Consider the following 19584-nt stretch of genomic DNA (forward strand, 5'->3'; position numbering starts at 1 on the left):
ATGCTGGCGGCAGTGGCGACCTTTGCCTGGATGGATGCCGGCCTGAAGCTGTTGGCCGCGCACTACCCACCCATGCAGGTGGCGGCCCTGCGCGGGCTGGCGTCATTGCCCTGGGTGCTGGGCTGGACGCTGGCGACCGCCGGTGCACGGGCGTTGTGGCCCCGGCGCTGGTTGTTGCATCTGCTGCGTGGTGTGCTGGGGGTGGTGATGATGGGGAGCTTCGTGTATGCGCTTGGACGCATGCCGATGGCCTCGGCCTATGCACTGTTTTTCGTTGCCCCCTTGCTGCTGACCGCGCTATCGGGGCCATTGCTGGGGGAACGGGTGGGGCCACGGCGCTGGGCAGCGATCGGCGCCGGCATGCTGGGCGTGTGGGTCGTGCTACGGCCTAGTGGCACCGGCATGCTGGGGCTGGCGGGGATGGCCGTGCTGCTGTCGGCGTTGTGCTATGCGCTGTCAGCGCTGATGGTGCGGGTGTTGGCGCGGCGCGATTCCAGTCAGGCCATTACCTTCTGGATGCTGGCAATGATGGCCGGCGGTGCGGGCGTGCTGGCCTGGCCGGACTGGGTGGCGCTGCATACAGCGTCGCTCTGGCTGGTGGCGGCGGTGGGGCTGGCGGGCGCGCTTGGTCAGTACGCGATTACCGAAGCGTTCCGGCACGGTGAGGCATCGCTGCTGGCGCCGTTGGAATACACCGCCCTGCTGTGGGGCGTGGCGCTGGATCTGGCGCTGTGGGGGGTATTGCCGGATGCGATGACCTGGCTGGGGGCCGCGATCATCATTGGCAGCGGCCTCTACCTGCTGCGGCGTGAGCGGGAACACATCGAAGCCGAACACCCTTGAGGGTGCCTTTGAGCAAATCAGCGGCGCCCTGGCCCAGGGAGGGCTGGAGAGAGTGCCGGGCGCGGTCTTGCGGTTGCTGACAGTGGGAAACGGCAACGCCCGGCAGGCCGGGCGTTGCTGTATGCGCAGGTGTATCAGCGGGCGTGCGCGCCTTCGCCGATGGTCTGGTTGAGCAGCCGGGCCAGGCGCTCGCCTGCCAACCGCACTCGTTCCTCAGCCAGTGGACGCATGCTGTCCAGATAGGCGTCGGTGAGGATGTGCGAGTTATTCGGCGGATACAGCCCTTTGGCATCGATCAGCCGGCAGGATTCCTCGGCCCAGGCCAGCGGTTCGTCGGGGGCCACCGGGGTTTCATACGGGCCAGGCGTCAGCGCCTGGTCGAGCTGGGCGATGTAATCCAGCACCGGCAGCGGTTTGCTGGCGAGGATGTAGTAGTCCCAGATGGCGTGCAGGTTGGTGCCCATCACGCCGTTCACATAGTTCTTCGCGGCGTAGGCCTCAGGCTGGATCTGGGTGCGCAGGCTGATCTGATACTTGTTGCCGCCGGCGTCAGGACGGTTACCGGCGTGCATCGGCTGGTGCACGTCGCCGACGAAATGCACCACGAACTTCAGCGCATTGCGGCGGGCCTCCAGCGGCTGGTCGGGATCGCCCAGGATGGCCAGCTCTTTGTTGATCGCGCCGACCACGCAGTCGCCGTCCGGGCAGTCGCGTGCCAGGTCGAAGTCACAGCCGCCGCCCTTGGCATTGATGTAGTGCCAGCGCGAGGTCTGTCGGAACAGTTCGGGGTCGGTGTTGCGCAGGTCATCGGCCCAGGAGGCCACCCCGCCAAGATTGGGGTAAGGCTCGCCGGCCAGCAGGCGATCGACTTCGGCGCGGGCCTTGGGGTCGAGATGGCGCCGTGCAATATCGCCCACCATGGCGTGGCCCAGGCGTGACCAGGCGGCTGCGTGGAAAGAAACGCCGCCCAGACAGAGCAGGGCGGCACTGAGCAGGATGCGGAAACGGGAGCTCGTGTTCATGCCGGGAATGATATCCCGGCATGATGGCGAGCACGTGACTGGATCAGAACGAATACACGTAGGCCACGCCGTACACCGATGGATCGATATGCACGGTGTTCGGAGCGCCCAGGTTGGCACCGTTCAGCTTGACCTTGGTGTCGATGTCGATGAACCGGTAGTCGATGCGCAGAGCGCCTTTGTCACTCACCTTGAAATCGATGCCCAGATGGGCCGCCAGCCCCCAGGAGTCGGACAGATCCAGGCGTGCACCTGCGATCGGACCTGCAGACTTGGTGCTGAAGAAACGGGTGTAGTTCACGCCGGCGCCGACGAACGGCCGCACCTTGCCCGTGCCGAAGTGATACTGCAGCGACACGGTCGGCGGCAGGTGCTTGGTGGAGCCGACCTTGCCCACCCCCACCACGTTGATGTCGTGCTGGAACGGCAGCGAGGCCAGCACCTCCACGCCCAGGTTGTCCTTCAGGAAGTACTCGGCGGTGATGGTGGGGCGGGCGTTGTTGCCCACGTCCATCTTCAGGTCACCCAGCGGGGTGCCAACCAAAGTGCCGTTGTTGGACTTGGGGGCGACGTTGTGGACACCGACGCCGACGGTCCAGGTCCCAGCGGACTGGGCAAGGGCGGGGCTGGCGGCCAGGGCCAGGGCGCAGGCGAGGGCGATACGGCAGTGTGTCATGGCATGTCTCCTTCTGTGGGGTCAGGTTGTTTCAAGTGAAACAAATAATCCGGCTGGTCGGATGCGGCGGTATTGATCGAAGTCAAATCCTGTGGCCGGAGCGGGCCGGGGCGATCCGGTAAAATGCGGGTTTGTCCAGCCCGTCAGGAGTCACGATTCATGGCCATCAAGGTCGGTATCAATGGTTTTGGTCGCATCGGGCGCTGCGTGTTCCGCGCGGCGGTGCAGAACTTCAGCGACGACATCGAGATCGTCGGCATCAATGATCTGCTGGAGCCGGACTATCTGGCCTACATGCTGCGCTATGACTCCGTGCATGGCCGTTTCGAGGGTGATGTGCGGGTCGAGAACGGTCAGCTGGTGGTGAACGGCAAGACCATCCGCCTGACCGCCGAGCGTGACCCGGCCAACCTGAAGTGGGATGCCATCGGTGCCGAGGTGGTGCTGGAGTCCACTGGCCTGTTCCTCACCGACGAGACGGCACGCAAGCACATCGCCGCCGGCGCGAAGAAGGTGCTGATGTCGGCGCCGTCCAAGGACGCCACCCCGATGTTCGTCTACGGTGTCAATCACACCACCTACGCTGGGCAGGACATCATTTCCAACGCGTCCTGCACCACCAACTGCCTGGCCCCGATTGCCAAGGTGCTGCACGACAAGTGGGGCATCAAGCGTGGCCTGATGACCACCGTGCATGCCGCCACCGCCACCCAGAAGACCGTCGATGGCCCGTCCAACAAGGACTGGCGCGGTGGCCGTGGCATCCTGGAAAACATCATTCCCTCCAGCACCGGCGCGGCCAAGGCAGTGGGGGTGGTGATTCCGGAGCTAAACAAGAAGCTCACCGGCATGAGCTTCCGGGTGCCGACCAGCGACGTGTCGGTGGTTGACCTGACCGTGGAGCTGGAGCGTCCGGCCACCTATGCCGAGATCTGCGCGGAGATGAAGGCGCAGAGCGAGGGCGCGCTCAAGGGCGTGCTGGGCTATACCGAGGACAAGGTGGTGGCCACCGACTTCCGCGGCGATGCGCGCACCAGCATCTTCGACGCCGAGGCCGGTATCGCGCTCGACCCCACCTTCGTGAAACTGGTGGCCTGGTACGACAACGAGTGGGGCTATTCCAACAAGTGCCTGGAGATGATCCGGGTGATGGCCGGCAAGTAAGCCGTGCCGAGCGGCATGGATCATCCGGGCCCCGCCACCTGCGGGGCCCGGCATGTTGGCAGACGGCAGAGTGATGCGCGCTGGTGACAGGCATGCAGAAAGAGGCAGGCGTGCACACGGAGGGCGACGGGGTCGTCACGCCGAGCGACTCCGCCATTCCCAGCCGGGTGCAGATCGAAGCCTTGGTTGACTGCTTTTACGATCGCGTCCGGGTGGATCCCGAGCTGGGGCCAATCTTCAATGCTGCGATCACTGACTGGCCCGCCCATAAACGTCAACTGACCGCATTCTGGGCCTCGGTGCTGCGGCGCGAAGGCAGTTATCGCGGCAACCCGATGGCCGCGCACCGCCGGCATCCGATCACGACGGCGCATTTCCTGCACTGGCTGGCGCTGTGGCGTGCGACTGCGGAAACGGTGCTGACGCCGGCGCAGGCGGCACGGGTGCAGGCCTATGCGCAGCGGATCGCCGAGAGCCTGCACCATGGGCTGGGTCTTGCCCGCGCCAGGCCCGTCAGTCCATCTGAGGAAGGTTTGAACACCGGCCCGGCGCACGCGATGCAATCGGATGCGCCATCGCTGCGCGATGGGTCATCCGTGGCCGATGGGACTCTCCGAAGCGTTCGGAGAGTCCCTGGCGCTGCCGGCTGATCCGGCCTGACGCCTGCGATCGGGTGTGCTATGAAAGCGCCAATGCCCCAGCAAGCGAAAAACCGGAAGTGGCGCCTCTACCGCCGTCTGGCTTATCTGCTGGCATTGGCCACCCTGGTGCCGTTCCTGCTGTTTACCGTCGGTCTGGTGCAGGATCAGTGGCGCAGTGCCCGGCAGGCGCTGTGGCTCAATCTCGATGCCAACGCACGTTTCAGCGCCGGCGTCATCGAGGATGAGCTGGCCGCACAAACGGCCGCGCTGGTGATGCTGGCGGATCAGGTGGAACCAACTTCGCCCCGCGCTGGCGAAGCGCTTTCCAGGTTGCTCGATGCTTACCCGGCCCTGCTGCGTGCCCGCGCCATCGATGCCGAGGGGCGGGTTCGAGTTGCCCGTGACAGCCGCAGACGACCGCTGGCCCAGCGGGTCCCCGAGGTGGCCGGGATGGCGTGGTTTGATCGGCTGCGTGACCAGGTTCGGCCCGAGGTGTCCGGTGTGCAGCGGCAGCTGGATTATGGCGACGAGGCGGTGGTGACGCTCGCTGTTCCGGTTGTGCGTGATGGCCGTTTCGTCGGGGCGCTGGAAGCGGCGATCCCGGCCGCCAGTCTGGCGCGGCGCCCGGCCGACAGCCTGCGCCAGCGCGGGTTGTGGTTGTTGCTGCTGGATCAACACCAGCGGGTCATCCACGCTGAGCACGAGCTGGCTTGGCAGGTCATGGACGACACCGGACGTGTCGGGTTGATGCTGGCAGCGGTGGCCGCGCCGGTGGACCGTCCGGTGCAGGTGCGCCGTGACACCGGACTGCTGCGGACCGGCGCGGCGGCGTACGTCGGCGCCGTGCGATTGCAAAACGGCTGGGTGCTGGCCGTGGTGGCGCCTGAGGATGCTTTGCTGGGGCCACTGCTGCCCAAGCTGTGGCTGCTCGGGGCAGCGCTGGCAGTAACCGTGATGGGCATGTTGCTGGCGATCTGGCGGCAACGGCGGATCCTGGGCGATGGCATCGGCTATCTGCTGGCCACCCTGCGCGGGTATGCCCTGGGTGGGCACATGGAATCGATTTCCCCCGGGCGCTTGCCGGAAGAGCTGCAGCCACTGGCCGAGGGCATCAGCGAGCTGGGGACACGCATGAACGCGGCGTTCGCCGAGTTGCGTCAGGCTCTCGAAGAGCGTGAAGCGGTCATTGCCGCCCGCACCGATTCGCTCAGGCGGGCGGTGGCCGAGCTCGACCGGCTCAGTCGTACCGATGCCCTGACCGGCAGCCTCAACTACCGCGGTTTCACCGAGGCCGGACAGCGGCTGTGGCAGGAGTCGCAGGCCAGTGGCAAGCCGCTGTCGGTGCTAGCGCTGGATATCGATTACTTCAAGCGTTACAACGATCTCTATGGGCATGCCGCCGGCGATGGTGCCTTGCGCCGGTTTGCCGGTGCCGTGCGTAGCGCCCTGCTGCACGCTGACGACGTGCTCGCCCGCCCTGGGGGCGAGGAGTTCACCGTATTCCTGCCTGCCACCAGCCACGCCCAGGCCATGCGCGTGGCCGAGCGCGTGCGTAAGCGGGTGCACGAGGCCGACATCATCCATGCCGGTTCACCCAAGGGGCGGTTGACGGTCAGTGTGGGTGTCGCCACCCGCGCCCCGTCGGACATGGAGCTGGAGGATCTGCTCAAACGCGCCGATGCGGCCCTGTACCGCGCCAAGGATGCCGGTCGGGATGCGGTCAGCGATTGACCCTGCTTGATCCCGCCCCGGATGCCGGCGGGCACGCATGCCCAGGCCGTGTGCCTATACTCGCCACATCATCCTGGAGGGTTTGGACATGACACCGATTCTCGTGTTTTTGTTGCTGGTGGCCGGCATCATCGGAGTGGCCAAGACCGTGCGAGTGGTGCCACAGGGCTACCAATGGACGGTGGAGCGGTTTGGCAAATACACCCACACCATGGAGCCGGGGCTGCATTTCCTGATCCCGATCGTGTACGGGGTTGGGCGCAAGATCAACATGATGGAGCAGGTGATGGACGTGCCCAGCCAGGACGTCATCACCAAGGACAACGCTGTGGTGAAGGTGGACGGCGTGGTCTATTTCCAGGTACTGGATGCCGCCAAGGCGGCGTATGAGGTGGCCAATCTGGAGCTGGCCATCCTCAATCTGGTGATGACCAACATCCGCACTGCCATCGGTTCGATGGATCTGGACGAATCGCTGTCCAAGCGCGATGAAATCAATGCCAAGGTACTGCGGGCGGTGGACGAGGCCACCCATCCATGGGGCGTGAAGGTCAATCGGATCGAGCTCAAAGACATCCAGCCGCCGCGTGACCTGGTCGATTCCATGGCCCGACAGATGAAAGCCGAACGTGAGAAACGCGCCAACATCCTGGAAGCCGAGGGCTTGCGTCAGGCCGCCATCCTCAAGGCCGAAGGCGAGAAACAGTCGAAGATCCTGGAGGCCGAGGGTAACCGCGAAGCCGCGTTCCGCGAGGCGGAGGCGCGCGAGCGTCTGGCCCAGGCCGAAGCCAACGCCACCCGCATGGTGTCGGAGGCGATCGCAGGCGGTAACGTGCAGGCGATCAACTATTTCGTGGCGCAGAAATACATCGAGGCATTCCAGACGTTGGCACAGGCCCCGAACCAGAAGTTCGTGCTGTTGCCGATGGAGTCCTCGGGCGTCCTGGGGGCGTTGGGTGGCATTGCCGAACTGGCGCGTGAGAACTTGGGGCGGGGCGCAGGCAACACGTCTGTTTCGAAGCCGGGGGCGTGAGCATGCGCTGGGACATGTTTGTCTGGGCGTCGGTGACGCTGGTGCTGCTGGCACTGGAGGCGATGGCGCCAGGAGCGTTCATGCTGTGGCTCGGGTTTGCCGCCGCCGCGGTGTTCCTGCTGGTCTGGCTGCTCCCCGTTCCCTTGTCGGCCCTAGCCCAGGTCGGCGCGTTCGTGGTGCTCAGTTTCGTGTCGATCCTGATCTACTGGCGTTGGTTCCGCCGGCGCGAGCCAGCCAGTGACCAGCCGGCGCTCAACCGGCGCGGCGCCTCGTTCATCGGACGGGTGGTGCCGCTGGCTAGCCCGATCGTGGCCGGCCACGGCCGGGTGCAGATTGCGGATGCGTTCTGGGATGTCACAGGCCCGGATCTGCCGGCCGGCACACCGGTGCGGATCGTGGATGCCGACGCGATGACCCTCAAGGTCGAGCCGGTCGCTGAAGGCGGTGGATGCCGCCCCGCCGAGCATGGATGAGCTTCCCAAGTGAGGGGCGTGGGTCTGCGATAATCACCGCTTCCCTCACCTCGCAGGTTGCGCATGACCTCCAAGACCGTCCTCAATGAAACGCATCGTGCTCTCGGCGCCAAGATGGTGGATTTTGGTGGCTGGGACATGCCGATCCACTACGGCTCCCAGCTGGAGGAGCACCACCAGGTGCGGCGTGACGTCGGCATGTTCGACGTCAGCCATATGACGGTGATTGACCTGCACGGTGAACAGGTGCGCGCGTTCCTGCGCCATCTGCTGGCCAACTCGGTGGACAAGCTGCAGAAGCCCGGCCGTGCCCTGTATAGCTGCATGCTCAATCCGCAAGGCGGCGTGATCGACGATCTGATCGTCTATTTCATGCGCGAGGATTGGTTCCGTCTGGTGGTCAATGCCGCCACCCGCGACAAGGATCTGGCGTGGATCACCGCCCAGGCCGCCGCATTTGGCGTCGAGGTTCGGGAGCGTCCCGAGTTCGGCATGATCGCGGTGCAGGGGCCCAACGCCCGCGCCAAGGTGATCGCGCTGCTGCGCGAGGAGGACCGTGACCCGGTATCGCGCCTGGTGCGGTTTTCCGCCTGCGAGGCGACCACCGCCGATGGGGTGCCGGTGTTCGTCGCCCGAACCGGCTACACCGGTGAGGACGGCTTCGAGGTGATTGTTCCGGACACGGAGACGGTGGCGTTCTGGAACGCCCTGCTGGCAGCGGGCGTCAAGCCGGCTGGGCTTGGCGCGCGCGACACCTTGCGTCTGGAAGCGGGAATGAACCTGTACGGCCAGGACATGGACGAAACCGTGACTCCGTATGAGGCGGCGCTGGGCTGGACGGTTGCACTCGATCCGGGCCGCGATTTCATCGGTCGGGCGGCGCTTGAGGCGCAGCAGGCCGCCGGTGTGCCGCGGCAGATGGTGGGTCTGGTGATGGACGAGAAGGGCGTGCTGCGGCACGGCCAGAAAGTGCTGACCGACAACGGCGAAGGCGAGATCCTTTCCGGTACGTTCTCGCCCACCATCGGCAAGGCGATCGCCTTTGCACGCATCCCCGCTGGTGATCCGGGCCAGGTGCGGGTGGACATCCGCGGCCGGCAGGTGCCGGTGCGGGTGGTCAAGTTCCCGTTCGTCCGTGACAACACCGTGCAGCCGGGCATCTGATCTTTTGCCCCGGCCTTCGTTAGACTTTTTCCACCCCACGCACCGCGTAAGCAGGAGTCTTCCATGAGCGACATCCCCGGCGATCTCAAATTCCTCAAATCCCACGAGTGGGTTCGTGTCGAGGGCGACGGCAAGGTGACCGTCGGTATCTCCGATCACGCCCAGAGCCTGCTCGGCGATCTGGTTTATGTCGAACTGCCCAACGTCGGGGATACGGTGGAGGCAGGCAACGCCTGTGCGGTGGTGGAGTCGGTCAAAGCCGCCTCCGACGTGTACGCCCCGGTCAGCGGCAAGGTGGTCGAGGTCAACGCCGCGCTGGTCGATAAGCCGGAGACCATCAACGAGGATCCTTACGGCGATGGCTGGATGTTTGTCCTCGAGATGAGCGATCCCGATCAGCTGGGCGAATTGCTTGGCCCGGATGACTATGCCGAGCTGGTTGAAAGCGAATCGCACTGACGCCAGACAGCATGTGTCGATCGGAGCCCGCGGTGCTGCCACCGCGGGCTTTTTCATGCTGCGCAGATGCGTCTTGGGGGGGGTGCCTGAGCACGCGCAGGCGTCGCAGTTTGCGCATTTTTCGCGCAAACCGGCTTGTGCGACGCGAAATCGGTGTTGCCATGCGCGCGCCCGAAGGTGAGTCGCGGTGTGCCTGCAGACAATCGCGGAGGCATTGCTGCGCTGTTGTGTCATGGCGTGTCTTGGAGTGGCTGAAAGCCGCGCCAATGCTTGCTTTCAGCGGGGCGAAAGAGGTTGATGCCAGTTCGCTTTTTTAGACGTTGCAGCGCTTTGCGAGTGCTCGGTCGGCCTTTGCTGTCAGGATTTGCGGGCGATGGTGCGTGCGAATCGCAAGCAGAGTTGTTGACACTTGAAAAAACCGTGATTAGGTTTCGCCAAGCAGACACAACCTGCACAGGCAAGTGAGCACACAACACGCACGCGTCAGTGGCACTTCATGGCACACCACCGGCGGTTTGGTGAGGCGGGTGAAGCTGTCATGGTCGGTTTCAAACGCGGCAGTGCTCGTGCTGGCAGGGGTGGGGATTGAGGCCTGCAGCGTGAATCGCCGCGGGTGTTTTCATGGATGCAGTGCATCCAGGGGCGTGCGGGCAGGGGTGAGTACCCGCATGGCTTGTCGGATCCGTTCCGGCGCGCCTGGCGCGCCGGCGGTCGATCGCAGGTCCGATACCTGCGGCGTCTTTCGTACTGGGCTTTACCGATCTACCCATTGACGAGGAGCCATACCATGGCCGTGAAGAAAGCTGCAAAGAAGCCCGCCGCCAAGAAGGCGGTGAAGAAAGCCGCTGCCAAGAAACCGGCAGCGAAGAAAGCTGTTGCCAAGAAGCCCGCCGCTAAGAAGGCGGTGAAGAAGGCCGTTGCCAAGAAGCCGGCGGCGAAGAAGGCCGTTGCCAAGAAGGTGGTGAAGAAGGCAGCCGCCAAGAAGCCCGCCGCCAAGAAGGCGGTGAAGAAGGCGGCTACCAAGAAGCCGGCGGCTAAGAAGGCCGTTGCCAAGAAGCCGGCGGCGAAGAAGGCCGTTGCCAAGAAGCCGGCGGCGAAGAAGGCCGTTGCCAAGAAGGCAGCACCGAAGAAGCCTGCGGCCAAGAAGGCGGCGCCGGCGCCTGCTCCGGCCGCGCCGATTCCGAGCCCGGGTCCGGTCCCCACGATGTAACCGAGTCAGCCCGTCCAGCACGTCTGGACGGGCATGCATCAACCCTGCACGACCCTTCCCGTTGCCCAGGCGGGAGGGGTTTCTTTTGTGCGCGGCCGTCTTGCCGTCACCACACCCGCAGGCTGCAGGGTGGGCAAGGCGTGGGGCTGACACAAACACTTGCCGCAGCGAGTTTGCGCGGATGTTGAGTGCCGGGCAGCCCGAGTGCGATGTCAGCGAGTGCTTCCGCGATGGCGATGTCGGAACCGCAAGCGGTCAGTGCGGCGAGGCCTGGGCGCGTGCGTTGGTGGTGCCGGCTGGTTGTGCGCGGTCGGCATAGAGCAGTTCTTCCGACTCATCCAGCACGTCATTGTCGAGCCAGTGGCCAGCCGGTAGCCCCAGCACGCTGTCGAGCACGGTCGGCAGCAGCCCGCTCGGCAGGGCGCTTTCGCTGTTCCACAGGATCGCAATGCCCAGGTCCTGTTCCGGCAGCAGGGCCATCATGCCGCGATAGCCTTGGACTGCGCCGCCGTGGAAGATCAGCGGATGCCCGGCATAGTCGTATTCGCGCCAGCCCAGGGCGTAACTGGCCTGACGCAGGCGGGCGCGACGCCAGGAGGAGCCGCGGATCTCGGTGGGCGTGGCCACTCGCGGCGCATGCAGGGTGGCGAGCAGTGGCGGCGGCAAAACGTCGGGCCGGTGGCCGCCGTGGGCCAGCAGCCATTGCGCCAGATCGCTGATGCTGGCATTGACGCCGGCAGCAGGCGGGACGCGGTAGTAGTTGGGTTTCGGGTCCAGCGAGACCCAGCCGCCGCGGCCCCGTGCATGCGGGCGCGCCCAGCGGGCGCTGGCTTGTAGGCCTTCCAGGCCATAGCTGGCATCGTGCATGCCCAGCGGCTGAAAGATACGGCGGGCCACCTCTTCGCTGTAGAAGCGCCCGGTGGCGGCAAACACTAAATCCCCCACCAGACTGAACGCCACGTTCTGATAGGCATAGCATTCGCCGGGCGCGCAGATCAGCGGCGTATCGGCGATGCGTTGGGTCAGGTCGCGGTACTGGGCATTGGCCTCCAGATCACGGTCGAAGGCATTGCGCGGCAGCCCGGTGCGGTGGCTGAGCAGGTCGGCCAGGGTTAGGTGGGCGGCGGCATCCGGCTGCGACATCCGGAAGTCCGGCAGATAGTCGATGACCCGGCTATCCCAACGCAGGACGCCATCGTTGACCAGCAAGCCTGCCAGGGTGGCGGCGAAGGATTTGGACAGCGAGGCCAGGCGGAATACGGTGTGTGCATCGACCGGCTGTGGATTGCGCACATCGGTGACACCGTAGCCGCGCAGGCTCAGAATCCGGCCGTCCTTGACGATGGCCATGGCCAGGCCCGGCACCCGGCCGTTGGCCACCAATGCCTCGGCCATGGCCTCAATGCGGCGGACATCCAGCGCCGTGGCGCTCTGGTCGGAGGCGGATGCAGGCAGAGGTGCTGCATCCAGCGGTGTGGGCAGGGCATCCGGCGATGGTGCCGGGTGTGGTCGCGCGGCGACCGGAGCCGGTGGGTGGGCGGCATCCTGTGCGGCCGAGGCCAGGGCCAGTGGCAGCAGTAGGGCAGTGATCACACCCCAACGCCACCGCGGCTGGCGCATGCGTTCGTTCATCGGCAGGCCCCCTGCGCTGTGTATCAATCGCCCGATTCTAGCGGCGATCGCGCGTTTTGCATGAATTGGGGGCTTGCCGCGGGCGGGATGTGCGCCAAGCTGTGACCTGCTTCGCGTTCATGGCCCGAGTTCGGTGTGTGCTGACAGCGCCAGACCGGCACTTAGCTGCCGTGCCGGATCAGGTCGGCGGCACGTTCGGCGATCATGATCGTGGGGGCATTGGTGTTGCCGCCGGGGAGATCTGGCATCACCGAGGCATCGACCACGCGCAGGCCGTCCACGCCGTGCACGCGCAGCAGCGGATCGACCACCGCTGTCGCGTCGTTGCCCATCCGGCAGGTGCCGATCGGGTGATAGACGGTCTCGGCGCGCTGGCGCACAAAAGCGATCCAGTCCGCGTCGCTGCGCGGCGGTTTATCCGGGAAGATCGGTGCGCCGCGATAAGGGGCGAAGGCCGGCTGTGCCAGAAGGTCCAGCGACAGCTTGGCGCATTCAACCAGCATCCTGAGGTCGAACCCGTCCGGATCGCCGAGATAGTTGGGGTCGATAATCGGCTTGTCGCTGGCGCGGTTGCTGGCCAGTCGCAGCGTGCCGCGGCTGCGCGGGCGCAGGAAGCAGGCATGCAGGGTGTAGCCGTCGCCCGGCAGCCGGTTGCGGCCATGGTCGTCGATCATCGCCGGGATGAAGTGCAGCTGGATGTCCGGGCGGTCATCCGGCGCCAGCGGCGAGCGCACGAAGCCTGCGCCTTCCGCCACGTTGCTGGTGCCGGGGCCGCGATGGCCGCCGAAGTAGTACTGCAGCGCCGTTTTGACTTCGCTGATACGGTCGTAGCTGATCGGCTGCGTGCAGTGCTGCAGGGTGGTGACGTCCAGATGGTCCTGCAGGTTGGCGCCGACCCCGGGGGCGTCGTGCACCACCTCGATGCCGAGCTGGCGCAGGTGATCAGCCGGGCCGATGCCCGACAGCATCAGCAGCTGCGGCGAGTTGATCGCGCCGCCGCTGACGATCACTTCGCGCGCAGCCTCGAAGTGGAAGCCTTGGCCGCGAATCGCGCAGACCACGCCATTGGCCCGCCCTTTGACGAAGGTGATGCGGTTGACCTGGGCATGGGTGCGGATAGTCAGATTGGGGCGGGCTTTGACCGGATGCAGGTACGCCACCGCTGCCGAGCAGCGTGCACCGTTGCGCTGGGTGACCTGGTACAGCCCCACGCCTTCCTGTTGCGGCCCGTTGAAATCGGGGTTGTAGGGCAGCCCGAGCTGCTGGCCGGCCTGGATGTACACCTCGGTGAGCGGGTTGACGTAGCGCAGGTCGGAGACCGTGAGCGGGCCATCCGCGCCGTGGAAGGCATCGGCACCGCGGGTATTCCCCTCTGACTTGCGGAAGTAGGGCAGCACGTTGTCCCAGTGCCAGCCCTCGGCGCCAGCGGCCGCCCAGGCGTCGTAATCGCCAGGCACGCCGCGGATGTAGCACATCGCGTTGATCGAACTGGAGCCGCCCAGCAGCTTGCCGCGTGGGCACCAGAGCACGCGCCCGCCCAGGTGCGGTTGCGGCACGGTCTGGTAGTCCCAGTTGATCGATTTGATCCCGGCGATTCTGGCCAGACCCGCCGGCATGTGTACGAACGGGTGCCAGTCACGCCCGCCGGCTTCCAGCAGTAGCACCTTGACCGATGGATCTTCGCTCAGCCGGTTGGCCAGTACGCAGCCGGCCGAGCCGGCGCCGATGATGATGTAGTCGTACACGTGGGATCCTGCAGCGGGCATGCCCTGACCGTAGGCGGGCTGGTTAGAGCATTTGCTCGATCCGGCTGCGCAGCGCCCTGGCGTCAAGGCTGGCATTGGGCGTGTGGCGCGAGTACCGTTGCGCATCACCGTTTTCCCGATGCGGTTCCTTGGCCGACAACTCGCTTGCCTTAGGTCACCTGGCCCGGTTTCGGGCTGCACTGCGGCAATCACCGCCGCTGGTGTGGGCGTTTCTGTATTTCTTTTTCTTGCTGACCGGCTATTACGTGCTGCGCCCGGTGCGTGAGGCGATGGGCGCGTCCAGTGAGGTGACCGCGTTGTTTCCGCCGGCGATGGTGCGGTTCTTCGCTGCACATGGCGTGGCCTTGAAGGATCTGCAGTTGCAGGTGCTGTTCACCTTGACGTTTTTGATCATGCTGGTGCTGCAACCGGTCTACGGCTGGCTGGTCAGCCGCTGGCCGCGACGGGTGTTTCTGCCCGCGGTGTACGGGTTTTTCATCATCACGCTGTTGCTGTTCCATGCCGCCTTCCATGCCGGGATGCCGGGGCGCGGCATGGCGTTTTTCCTCTGGCTGACCGTGTTCAACCTGTTTGCGGTGGCGGTGTTCTGGAGCTTCATGGCCGATGTCTTCAGTGACACGGAAGCGCGGGCGGTCTATGGCTACATCGGTGCCGCCGGAACCGTGGGGGCGATCCTGGGGCCGGTGTTGACCAGGCTGCTGGTGGAGCGGGTCGGGATCGCCCAGCTCATGTTGGTGTCGGCTGGCTGCCTGCTGCTGTGCATCCTGTGTCTGATGCGGCTGCGGCGCCATGCGGTGGCGCGTGAGGCGCGCCGGCATCTGACCAGCGGCGAGCAGCCGATGGGGGGCACCGTGCTGGCGGGGTTGCGGCTGGTGGTGCGCGAGCCCTTGCTGCGTTGGCTGGCTGTGTTGACTGTATTCGGTGTCGGTGTCGGCACGCTGCTGTACAACGAACAGGCGGCCATCGTGCGGCAGTTCTATCCGGATCCGCAGGCGGCCACGGCCTATTACGCCGGCATCGACCTGGCGGTGAACGGGCTGACCCTGCTGGTCCAGCTGTTCATCACCCGTGCCCTGCTGTCGCGGTTCGGGATCGCGCCGGCCCTCATGCTGCCGGCGCTGGCGGTGGTGCTGGGCTATGCCGCGCTGGCGGCTTCGCCGCTGCCACTGCTGGTCGCCGTGGTGCAGGTGGCGACCCGCGCCGGTGAGTTTTCGCTGGGCAAGCCGGCGCGCGAGACGATCTACACGCGGGTGGCGCGGGAGTGGCGCTACAAGGCCGGGGCGGCGATCGACACGGTGATCTACCGTGGCGGCGATCTCACCTTCGTCTGGCTGCACAAGCTGCTGTCGGCGTTTGGCTCGCAGGCAGTGTTCGCGGCCGGGCTGCTGGTGGCAGGCGCCTTCACGCTGGGGGCATGGCGGGTGGTCGGTGAGGCAAAGGCGTTGCCGCCCGCCCGCGACTGACACGACGTCAGTCGCGGTGCGCCCGCGGCCAGCCGTGGGGAATGGGAAGCGCCGACGTGCTCGTAGATCGCCTATCGCTGCAGGCGGGCCTGGAGCAGTGCCCGCAGTTCCTGTTTCCCGGCCTCGTCCAGCCCGCCCTCGCGCTGCTGTTGCTGCAGTTCCTCCAGCCGCTGCTGGATGACCAGTCGGTCGAGCTGAGCGATGGCATCGAGAAATTCTGCACGCAGGTCGCGTGTTTCGCCCGGCAGGTCGAGCAGCGCCAGCTTTTGCAGCACGGCCTGTTCCGGGCGGTCGGCGAAGTGTTCCAGCAGTGCGCCGGTGCTGAGCTCGGGGCGTTCGCGTAGCAGCACGACCAGTTCTGCCAGCAGATCGATGCCTGGCTGGCGCAGTTGGGCAAACCGGTAAGGTGGATGCAGGTCGCGGGCAAAGCCGGGGTGTTGCACCAGATGAGTGATGGCCGTGCGCACCAGGCTCGGTTTTTGCGATGGGGTAAAGGCACGGCGTGTTGGCGGGCGGGCAGGGGGTGGCGGCGCAGCGGGTGTGGCGGCAAGCCCGGTCAGCTCGGCCAGGCGCTGCCGCATCAGGTCGGCGAATGCGCCATCCGGGATCTGCGCCAGATACGGTTTGCAGCGCTCGGCCAGGCGTGCCTTGCCATCCAGGGTGGCCAGGTTCACTGCGGCGGTCAGGCTGGTATAGAAAAACTCCGACAGTGGTGTGGCAGTGCGCAGGCGTTCTTCGAAACCATCCACACCTTCTTTGCGGATCAGTGAATCCGGGTCCTCGCCCTCGGGCAGGAACAGGAAAAACGCCTGGCGGCCATCTTTCATCCGCGGCAGTACCGATTCCAGCGCCTTCCAGGCGGCGCTGCGGCCGGCGCGGTCGCCGTCGAAACAGAAATAGACATCCGGGGCATTGCGGAACAGCAGCTCGGCATGATCGGCCGTGGTGGCAGTGCCCAAGGTCGCCACGGCTTGCGTGACACCGTACTGCGCCAGCGCGACCACGTCCATGTAGCCCTCCACCACGATCAGCCGCGCAAGCGTTGGGTTGGTCTGACGCGCCTGCCACAGCCCGTAGAGTTCGCGGCCCTTGTGGAACAGCGGGGTTTCTGGAGAGTTGAGGTATTTCGGAGCGTCCTCGGGGTCGATCACCCGGCCGCCGAAGGCGATCACCCGCCCGCGCCGGTCGTGGATGGGGAACATCAACCGGTCGCGGAACTTGTCGTACAGGTGCCCCTTGTCGTTCTTCGAAAACAGGCCGCCGCGTTCCAGCAAGTGCAGGCGGCGCGGATCGCTGCCCAATGCCTCGCGCAGCGCCGAATAGCTGTCGGGGGCATAGCCGATGGCGTAACGCTCGACGATTTCAGGTGCGATGCCGCGCCGTTCGACGTAGGCGCGTGCCTTGTCGCTACGAAGCAGCTGGCTGCGGAAGAAGCTGGCGGCCGCCTCCATCGCCCCATACAGATCCCGAGTTTCCGGATTGGCATGCCGCTGGGCGGTATCGCGCGGCACCTCCATGCCGGCGCGTCTGGCCAGCTCCTCCACCGCGTCGAGAAACTCCAGGCGTTCGTACTGCATGAGAAAGCCCAGCGCGGTGCCATGCGCGCCACAACCGAAGCAGTGATAGAACTGCTTGGTGGGCGAAACGGTGAAGCTGGCGCTGCGTTCGTCGTGGAATGGGCAGCGTGCCGCGTATTCCTTGCCCTGCCGTTTGAGCGGCACGCGTGCGCCGATCACCTCCACGATGTCGGTGCGGGCCAGAAGCTCGTCGATGAACGCGTCGGGGATGCGGGCCATCGGGCTAGTGTAGGCCGGCGCTTGCTTCAGGGGGGGGCGAGGGACGTCCAGGAGGCGTGAGAACGCTCGCGCGTTTGTTTACAGCTCGGCACGGGCCGCCAGGGCGGCCAGGGCCGGACCTTCCAGCCGCTGCACCGTCCAGTCGTCCATGCCAACCGCGCCGAGCTGGCGGTAGAAGTCGATGGCGGGCTGGTTCCAGTCCAGCACACTCCACTCGAAGCGGCCACAGTCACGCTGGACGGCCAGCCGCGCCAGGGTGGTCATCAGATGCCGGCCCAGCCCCAGGCCGCGAAACGTCGGGCGTACGTACAGATCTTCCAGATACAGGCCGCGCTTGCCCAGGAAGGTGCTGAAGGTGTGGAAGAACAGGGCGAAGCCGGCCGGCTCGCCGTCGACTTCGCCGATCAGGACTTCGGCGGCGGGGTGCTCGCCAAACAGCTGGGCCTGCAGGTCGCATTCACGCGCCACCACGGCATGCGTCAGGCGTTCGTACTCGGCCAGCTCCAGGATGAACTGGTGGATCAGCGACACATCGGCGGGCGTGGCGGTGCGGATCGACAGCACGGGCTGGACGGTGCCGGTGTTCATGTCAGCCCAGCTTCTGCTTCACCAGCTTCGACACCAGCCCCATGTCGGCGCGGCCGGCAAGGGCGGTCTTGAGCGCCCCCATCAGCTTGCCCATGTCGGCAGCACTGCTGGCGCCGGTAGCGGCGATGGCCTTGTCGATTTCGGCCAGGATTTCCGCCTCGCCCAGTTTCGCAGGCAGATAGGCCTCGATCACCTGCATCTCATAGCGCTCCTGCGCGGCCAGATCCTCGCGGCCGGCGGCTTCGTACTGGGCGATCGAGTCCTTGCGCTGCTTGACCATTTTTTCCAGCACCGCCATGACCAGCGGATCGGTCATCTCCACCCGCTCGTCCACTTCTTTCTGCTTGATGGCGGCATTGATCAGGCGGATTACCGCCAGCCGTTCTTTCTCGCCGGCTTTCATGGCGGCCTTCATATCGTCGATCAGTTGCTGCTTGAGGCTCATGGCGTGGCTCCTGGCGAAATGGGGGTTACAGGCAGAAACGCGAAAAGCCGGCCACGCTTGCGCGTGCCGGCTTGCGCTGTCATCCGCTGCGCCGTCAGTACAGGCGCTGGCGCTTGGTGACGTCGCGCGAGGCGCGGCGCGCCTGACGCTTCACCGCAGCAGCGGCCTTACGCTTGCGGGCCTGCGTGGGCTTCTCGTAGAACTCGCGCTTGCGGGTCTCGGCCAGGATGCCGGCCTTTTCGCAGGTGCGCTTGAAGCGACGCAGGGCAAACTCGAACGGTTCGTTTTCGCGGACTTTGACGCTGGGCATCGGAAATCTCGTGGCTGGAGTCAATTACGCCTGACAGGCGAGCCGCGCATGATAGCAGCGACAGAGATTTGGGCGCAAGATATGCGGATGCGCGTCCTGGGCATTGAAACTTCCTGTGATGAAACCGGCGTGGCCGTCTATGACACCGACATCGGTGGCCCGGCCGGCCTGCGGGCGCACGCCGTCTACAGCCAGATTGCCCTGCATGCCGAGTATGGTGGGGTGGTGCCGGAGCTGGCCAGCCGCGACCATGTGCGCAAGCTGCTGCCGTTGATTCGTCAGACCCTGGCGGAGGCCGGGTTGGGCGTGGGCGACATCGACGCGGTGGCCTACACCGCCGGGCCCGGTCTGGTCGGCGCCTTGCTGGTGGGGGCCGCGGTCGGTCGCGCGCTGGCCTGGGCACTGGAGGTGCCGGCCATTGGCGTGCATCACATGGAGGGGCATCTGCTGGCGCCCCTGCTGGCCGACGATCCACCGGCACCGCCATTCGTCGCCCTGCTGGTGTCCGGGGGGCATACCCAGTTGGTGCAGGTGGATGGGATTGGGCGCTACCGCCTGCTCGGTGAAACCCTGGACGATGCCGCTGGCGAGGCCTTCGACAAGACCGCCAAGCTGATGGGGCTGCCGTATCCGGGAGGTCCGCAGCTGGCGGCATTGGCAGCCCATGGTGTTCCCGGGCGGTTTCGCTTTGCGCGCCCGATGACCGACCGGCCCGGCTTGGATTTTTCCTTCAGTGGGCTCAAGACTCAGGTGTTGCTGGCCTGGCGTGACAGCGACCAGTCCGAGCAGACGCGGGCCGATTTGGCCCGTGGCTTCGAGGATGCCGTGGTCGAGACGCTGGCGATCAAATGCGCGCGGGCGCTGGAGCAGGTGGGGGGCAAGACCCTGGTCGTGGCCGGCGGCGTGGGCGCCAACCAGCGGCTGCGTGCAGCCTTGACGGCGCTGTGCCAGGCGCGTGGGGGGCGGGCGTGCTTCCCGCCGCCCGCGTTGTGCACCGATAACGGCGCCATGATCGCCTTCGCGGGTGCCTTGCGGCTGGCCGCAGGGCAGTGCGAAGAACCGGCCATCACGGTCTGGCCACGCTGGGATATGGCGACATTGCCAGCGGTGGGCTGAGACGGCCGTCGTCATGGGTCGGCTTGCTAAGCTGTGCATCTGCTTTGCCTTC

19 protein-coding genes are annotated in these 19584 nt (G+C 65.9%); 11 read left to right on the forward strand and 8 right to left on the reverse strand.

Annotated elements, in window-relative coordinates; translation table 11 throughout:
* A complete protein-coding gene (locus BUA29_RS06725) occupies positions 1–843 on the forward strand; it encodes a DMT family transporter (RefSeq protein ID WP_072755875.1) in 843 nt (280 codons plus the stop codon).
* Between the two features lie 134 nt (positions 844–977).
* Here BUA29_RS06725 and BUA29_RS06730 read toward each other — a convergent pair whose 3' ends face one another.
* Positions 978–1865 (reverse strand): S1/P1 nuclease, encoded by an 888-nt coding sequence (locus BUA29_RS06730; protein ID WP_072755846.1) that lies wholly within the window; start codon positions 1863–1865, stop codon positions 978–980.
* A 43-nt stretch (positions 1866–1908) separates the two neighbouring features.
* Entirely contained in the window at positions 1909–2541 is a 633-nt protein-coding gene (locus BUA29_RS06735) for an OmpW/AlkL family protein (RefSeq protein WP_072755847.1), read from the reverse strand.
* Positions 2542–2700: 159 nt separating this feature from the next.
* On the opposite strand from BUA29_RS06735, the gene gap reads away from it, so the two are divergent.
* The 8 genes from gap to BUA29_RS06775 all read left to right on the forward strand — a co-directional run bounded on the left by gap (position 2701) and on the right by BUA29_RS06775 (position 10416).
* Positions 2701–3705 carry a type I glyceraldehyde-3-phosphate dehydrogenase gene (gene gap, locus BUA29_RS06740; protein ID WP_072755848.1) on the forward strand — a complete coding sequence of 335 codons (1005 nt, stop codon included), beginning with the start codon at positions 2701–2703 and terminating at the stop codon, positions 3703–3705.
* 92 nt (positions 3706–3797) lie between these two features.
* On the forward strand, positions 3798–4355 hold the full coding sequence (locus BUA29_RS06745; RefSeq protein WP_072755849.1) for a group III truncated hemoglobin: 558 nt from the start codon (positions 3798–3800) through the stop codon (positions 4353–4355).
* Positions 4356–4397: 42 nt separating this feature from the next.
* Positions 4398–6077 (forward strand): sensor domain-containing diguanylate cyclase, encoded by a 1680-nt coding sequence (locus BUA29_RS06750; protein WP_072755850.1) that lies wholly within the window; start codon positions 4398–4400, stop codon positions 6075–6077.
* A gap of 88 nt (positions 6078–6165) precedes the next feature.
* Positions 6166–7110, forward strand: a complete 945-nt coding sequence (locus BUA29_RS06755) for an SPFH domain-containing protein (protein ID WP_072755851.1) — start codon at positions 6166–6168, stop codon at positions 7108–7110.
* A 2-nt stretch (positions 7111–7112) separates the two neighbouring features.
* Entirely contained in the window at positions 7113–7583 is a 471-nt protein-coding gene (locus tag BUA29_RS06760) for an NfeD family protein (RefSeq protein WP_072755852.1), read from the forward strand.
* A 63-nt stretch (positions 7584–7646) separates the two neighbouring features.
* Positions 7647–8747: a glycine cleavage system aminomethyltransferase GcvT gene (gene gcvT / locus BUA29_RS06765; protein ID WP_072755853.1), complete on the forward strand. Its 1101-nt coding sequence runs from the start codon at positions 7647–7649 to the stop codon at positions 8745–8747.
* A 63-nt stretch (positions 8748–8810) separates the two neighbouring features.
* Complete coding sequence (gcvH, locus tag BUA29_RS06770; RefSeq protein WP_072755854.1) at positions 8811–9206, forward strand: glycine cleavage system protein GcvH; 396 nt, start codon at positions 8811–8813, stop codon at positions 9204–9206.
* 787 nt (positions 9207–9993) lie between these two features.
* Positions 9994–10416, forward strand: a complete 423-nt coding sequence (locus BUA29_RS06775) for a histone H1-like repetitive region-containing protein (RefSeq protein ID WP_084602384.1) — start codon at positions 9994–9996, stop codon at positions 10414–10416.
* A 255-nt stretch (positions 10417–10671) separates the two neighbouring features.
* On the opposite strand, the gene BUA29_RS06780 is transcribed toward BUA29_RS06775, so the two are convergent.
* Together BUA29_RS06780 and BUA29_RS06785 are read right to left on the reverse strand one after the other, a co-directional pair.
* On the reverse strand, positions 10672–12048 hold the full coding sequence (locus tag BUA29_RS06780; RefSeq protein WP_072755855.1) for a serine hydrolase domain-containing protein: 1377 nt from the start codon (positions 12046–12048) through the stop codon (positions 10672–10674).
* Positions 12049–12209: 161 nt separating this feature from the next.
* A complete protein-coding gene (locus BUA29_RS06785; RefSeq protein WP_072755856.1) occupies positions 12210–13793 on the reverse strand; it encodes a GMC family oxidoreductase in 1584 nt (527 codons plus the stop codon).
* 149 nt (positions 13794–13942) lie between these two features.
* On the opposite strand from BUA29_RS06785, the gene BUA29_RS06790 reads away from it, so the two are divergent.
* Positions 13943–15277, forward strand: coding sequence for an NTP/NDP exchange transporter (locus BUA29_RS06790; protein ID WP_072755857.1), 1335 nt, complete (start codon positions 13943–13945; stop codon positions 15275–15277).
* A 71-nt stretch (positions 15278–15348) separates the two neighbouring features.
* Here BUA29_RS06790 and dnaG read toward each other — a convergent pair whose 3' ends face one another.
* The 4 genes from dnaG to rpsU form a co-directional block, all read right to left on the reverse strand.
* Positions 15349–17073 carry a DNA primase gene (gene dnaG, locus BUA29_RS06795; protein ID WP_072755858.1) on the reverse strand — a complete coding sequence of 575 codons (1725 nt, stop codon included), beginning with the start codon at positions 17071–17073 and terminating at the stop codon, positions 15349–15351.
* A 78-nt stretch (positions 17074–17151) separates the two neighbouring features.
* A complete protein-coding gene (locus BUA29_RS06800) occupies positions 17152–17661 on the reverse strand; it encodes a GNAT family N-acetyltransferase (protein WP_072755859.1) in 510 nt (169 codons plus the stop codon).
* A gap of 1 nt (position 17662) precedes the next feature.
* Complete coding sequence (locus BUA29_RS06805) at positions 17663–18106, reverse strand: GatB/YqeY domain-containing protein (RefSeq protein ID WP_072755860.1); 444 nt, start codon at positions 18104–18106, stop codon at positions 17663–17665.
* A 94-nt stretch (positions 18107–18200) separates the two neighbouring features.
* Positions 18201–18416 (reverse strand): 30S ribosomal protein S21, encoded by a 216-nt coding sequence (rpsU, locus tag BUA29_RS06810; protein ID WP_072755861.1) that lies wholly within the window; start codon positions 18414–18416, stop codon positions 18201–18203.
* An 87-nt stretch (positions 18417–18503) separates the two neighbouring features.
* Between rpsU and tsaD the strand changes: the two genes are divergently transcribed.
* Positions 18504–19532, forward strand: coding sequence for a tRNA (adenosine(37)-N6)-threonylcarbamoyltransferase complex transferase subunit TsaD (tsaD, locus tag BUA29_RS06815; RefSeq protein WP_072755877.1), 1029 nt, complete (start codon positions 18504–18506; stop codon positions 19530–19532).
* Positions 19533–19584 lie beyond the last annotated feature (52 nt).

It is taken from the genome of Thermomonas hydrothermalis, assembly GCF_900129205.1.
Classification (GTDB): Bacteria; Pseudomonadota; Gammaproteobacteria; order Xanthomonadales; family Xanthomonadaceae; genus Thermomonas; species Thermomonas hydrothermalis.

Bases quoted from the DNA above. Each gene is read 5' to 3' on its own strand.
- BUA29_RS06725 (WP_072755875.1), top strand. From the start codon at position 1: ATGCTGGCGGCAGTGGCGACCTTTGCCTGGATGGATGCCGGCCTGAAG.
- BUA29_RS06730 (WP_072755846.1), bottom strand. From the start codon at position 1,865: ATGAACACGAGCTCCCGTTTCCGCATCCTGCTCAGTGCCGCCCTGCTC.
- BUA29_RS06735 (WP_072755847.1), bottom strand. From the start codon at position 2,541: ATGACACACTGCCGTATCGCCCTCGCCTGCGCCCTGGCCCTGGCCGCC.
- gap (WP_072755848.1), top strand. From the start codon at position 2,701: ATGGCCATCAAGGTCGGTATCAATGGTTTTGGTCGCATCGGGCGCTGC.
- BUA29_RS06745 (WP_072755849.1), top strand. From the start codon at position 3,798: ATGCAGAAAGAGGCAGGCGTGCACACGGAGGGCGACGGGGTCGTCACG.
- BUA29_RS06750 (WP_072755850.1), top strand. From the start codon at position 4,398: ATGCCCCAGCAAGCGAAAAACCGGAAGTGGCGCCTCTACCGCCGTCTG.
- BUA29_RS06755 (WP_072755851.1), top strand. From the start codon at position 6,166: ATGACACCGATTCTCGTGTTTTTGTTGCTGGTGGCCGGCATCATCGGA.
- BUA29_RS06760 (WP_072755852.1), top strand. From the start codon at position 7,113: ATGCGCTGGGACATGTTTGTCTGGGCGTCGGTGACGCTGGTGCTGCTG.
- gcvT (WP_072755853.1), top strand. From the start codon at position 7,647: ATGACCTCCAAGACCGTCCTCAATGAAACGCATCGTGCTCTCGGCGCC.
- gcvH (WP_072755854.1), top strand. From the start codon at position 8,811: ATGAGCGACATCCCCGGCGATCTCAAATTCCTCAAATCCCACGAGTGG.
- BUA29_RS06775 (WP_084602384.1), top strand. From the start codon at position 9,994: ATGGCCGTGAAGAAAGCTGCAAAGAAGCCCGCCGCCAAGAAGGCGGTG.
- BUA29_RS06780 (WP_072755855.1), bottom strand. From the start codon at position 12,048: ATGAACGAACGCATGCGCCAGCCGCGGTGGCGTTGGGGTGTGATCACT.
- dnaG (WP_072755858.1), bottom strand. From the start codon at position 17,073: ATGGCCCGCATCCCCGACGCGTTCATCGACGAGCTTCTGGCCCGCACC.
- BUA29_RS06800 (WP_072755859.1), bottom strand. From the start codon at position 17,661: ATGAACACCGGCACCGTCCAGCCCGTGCTGTCGATCCGCACCGCCACG.
- BUA29_RS06805 (WP_072755860.1), bottom strand. From the start codon at position 18,106: ATGAGCCTCAAGCAGCAACTGATCGACGATATGAAGGCCGCCATGAAA.
- rpsU (WP_072755861.1), bottom strand. From the start codon at position 18,416: ATGCCCAGCGTCAAAGTCCGCGAAAACGAACCGTTCGAGTTTGCCCTG.
- tsaD (WP_072755877.1), top strand. From the start codon at position 18,504: ATGCGCGTCCTGGGCATTGAAACTTCCTGTGATGAAACCGGCGTGGCC.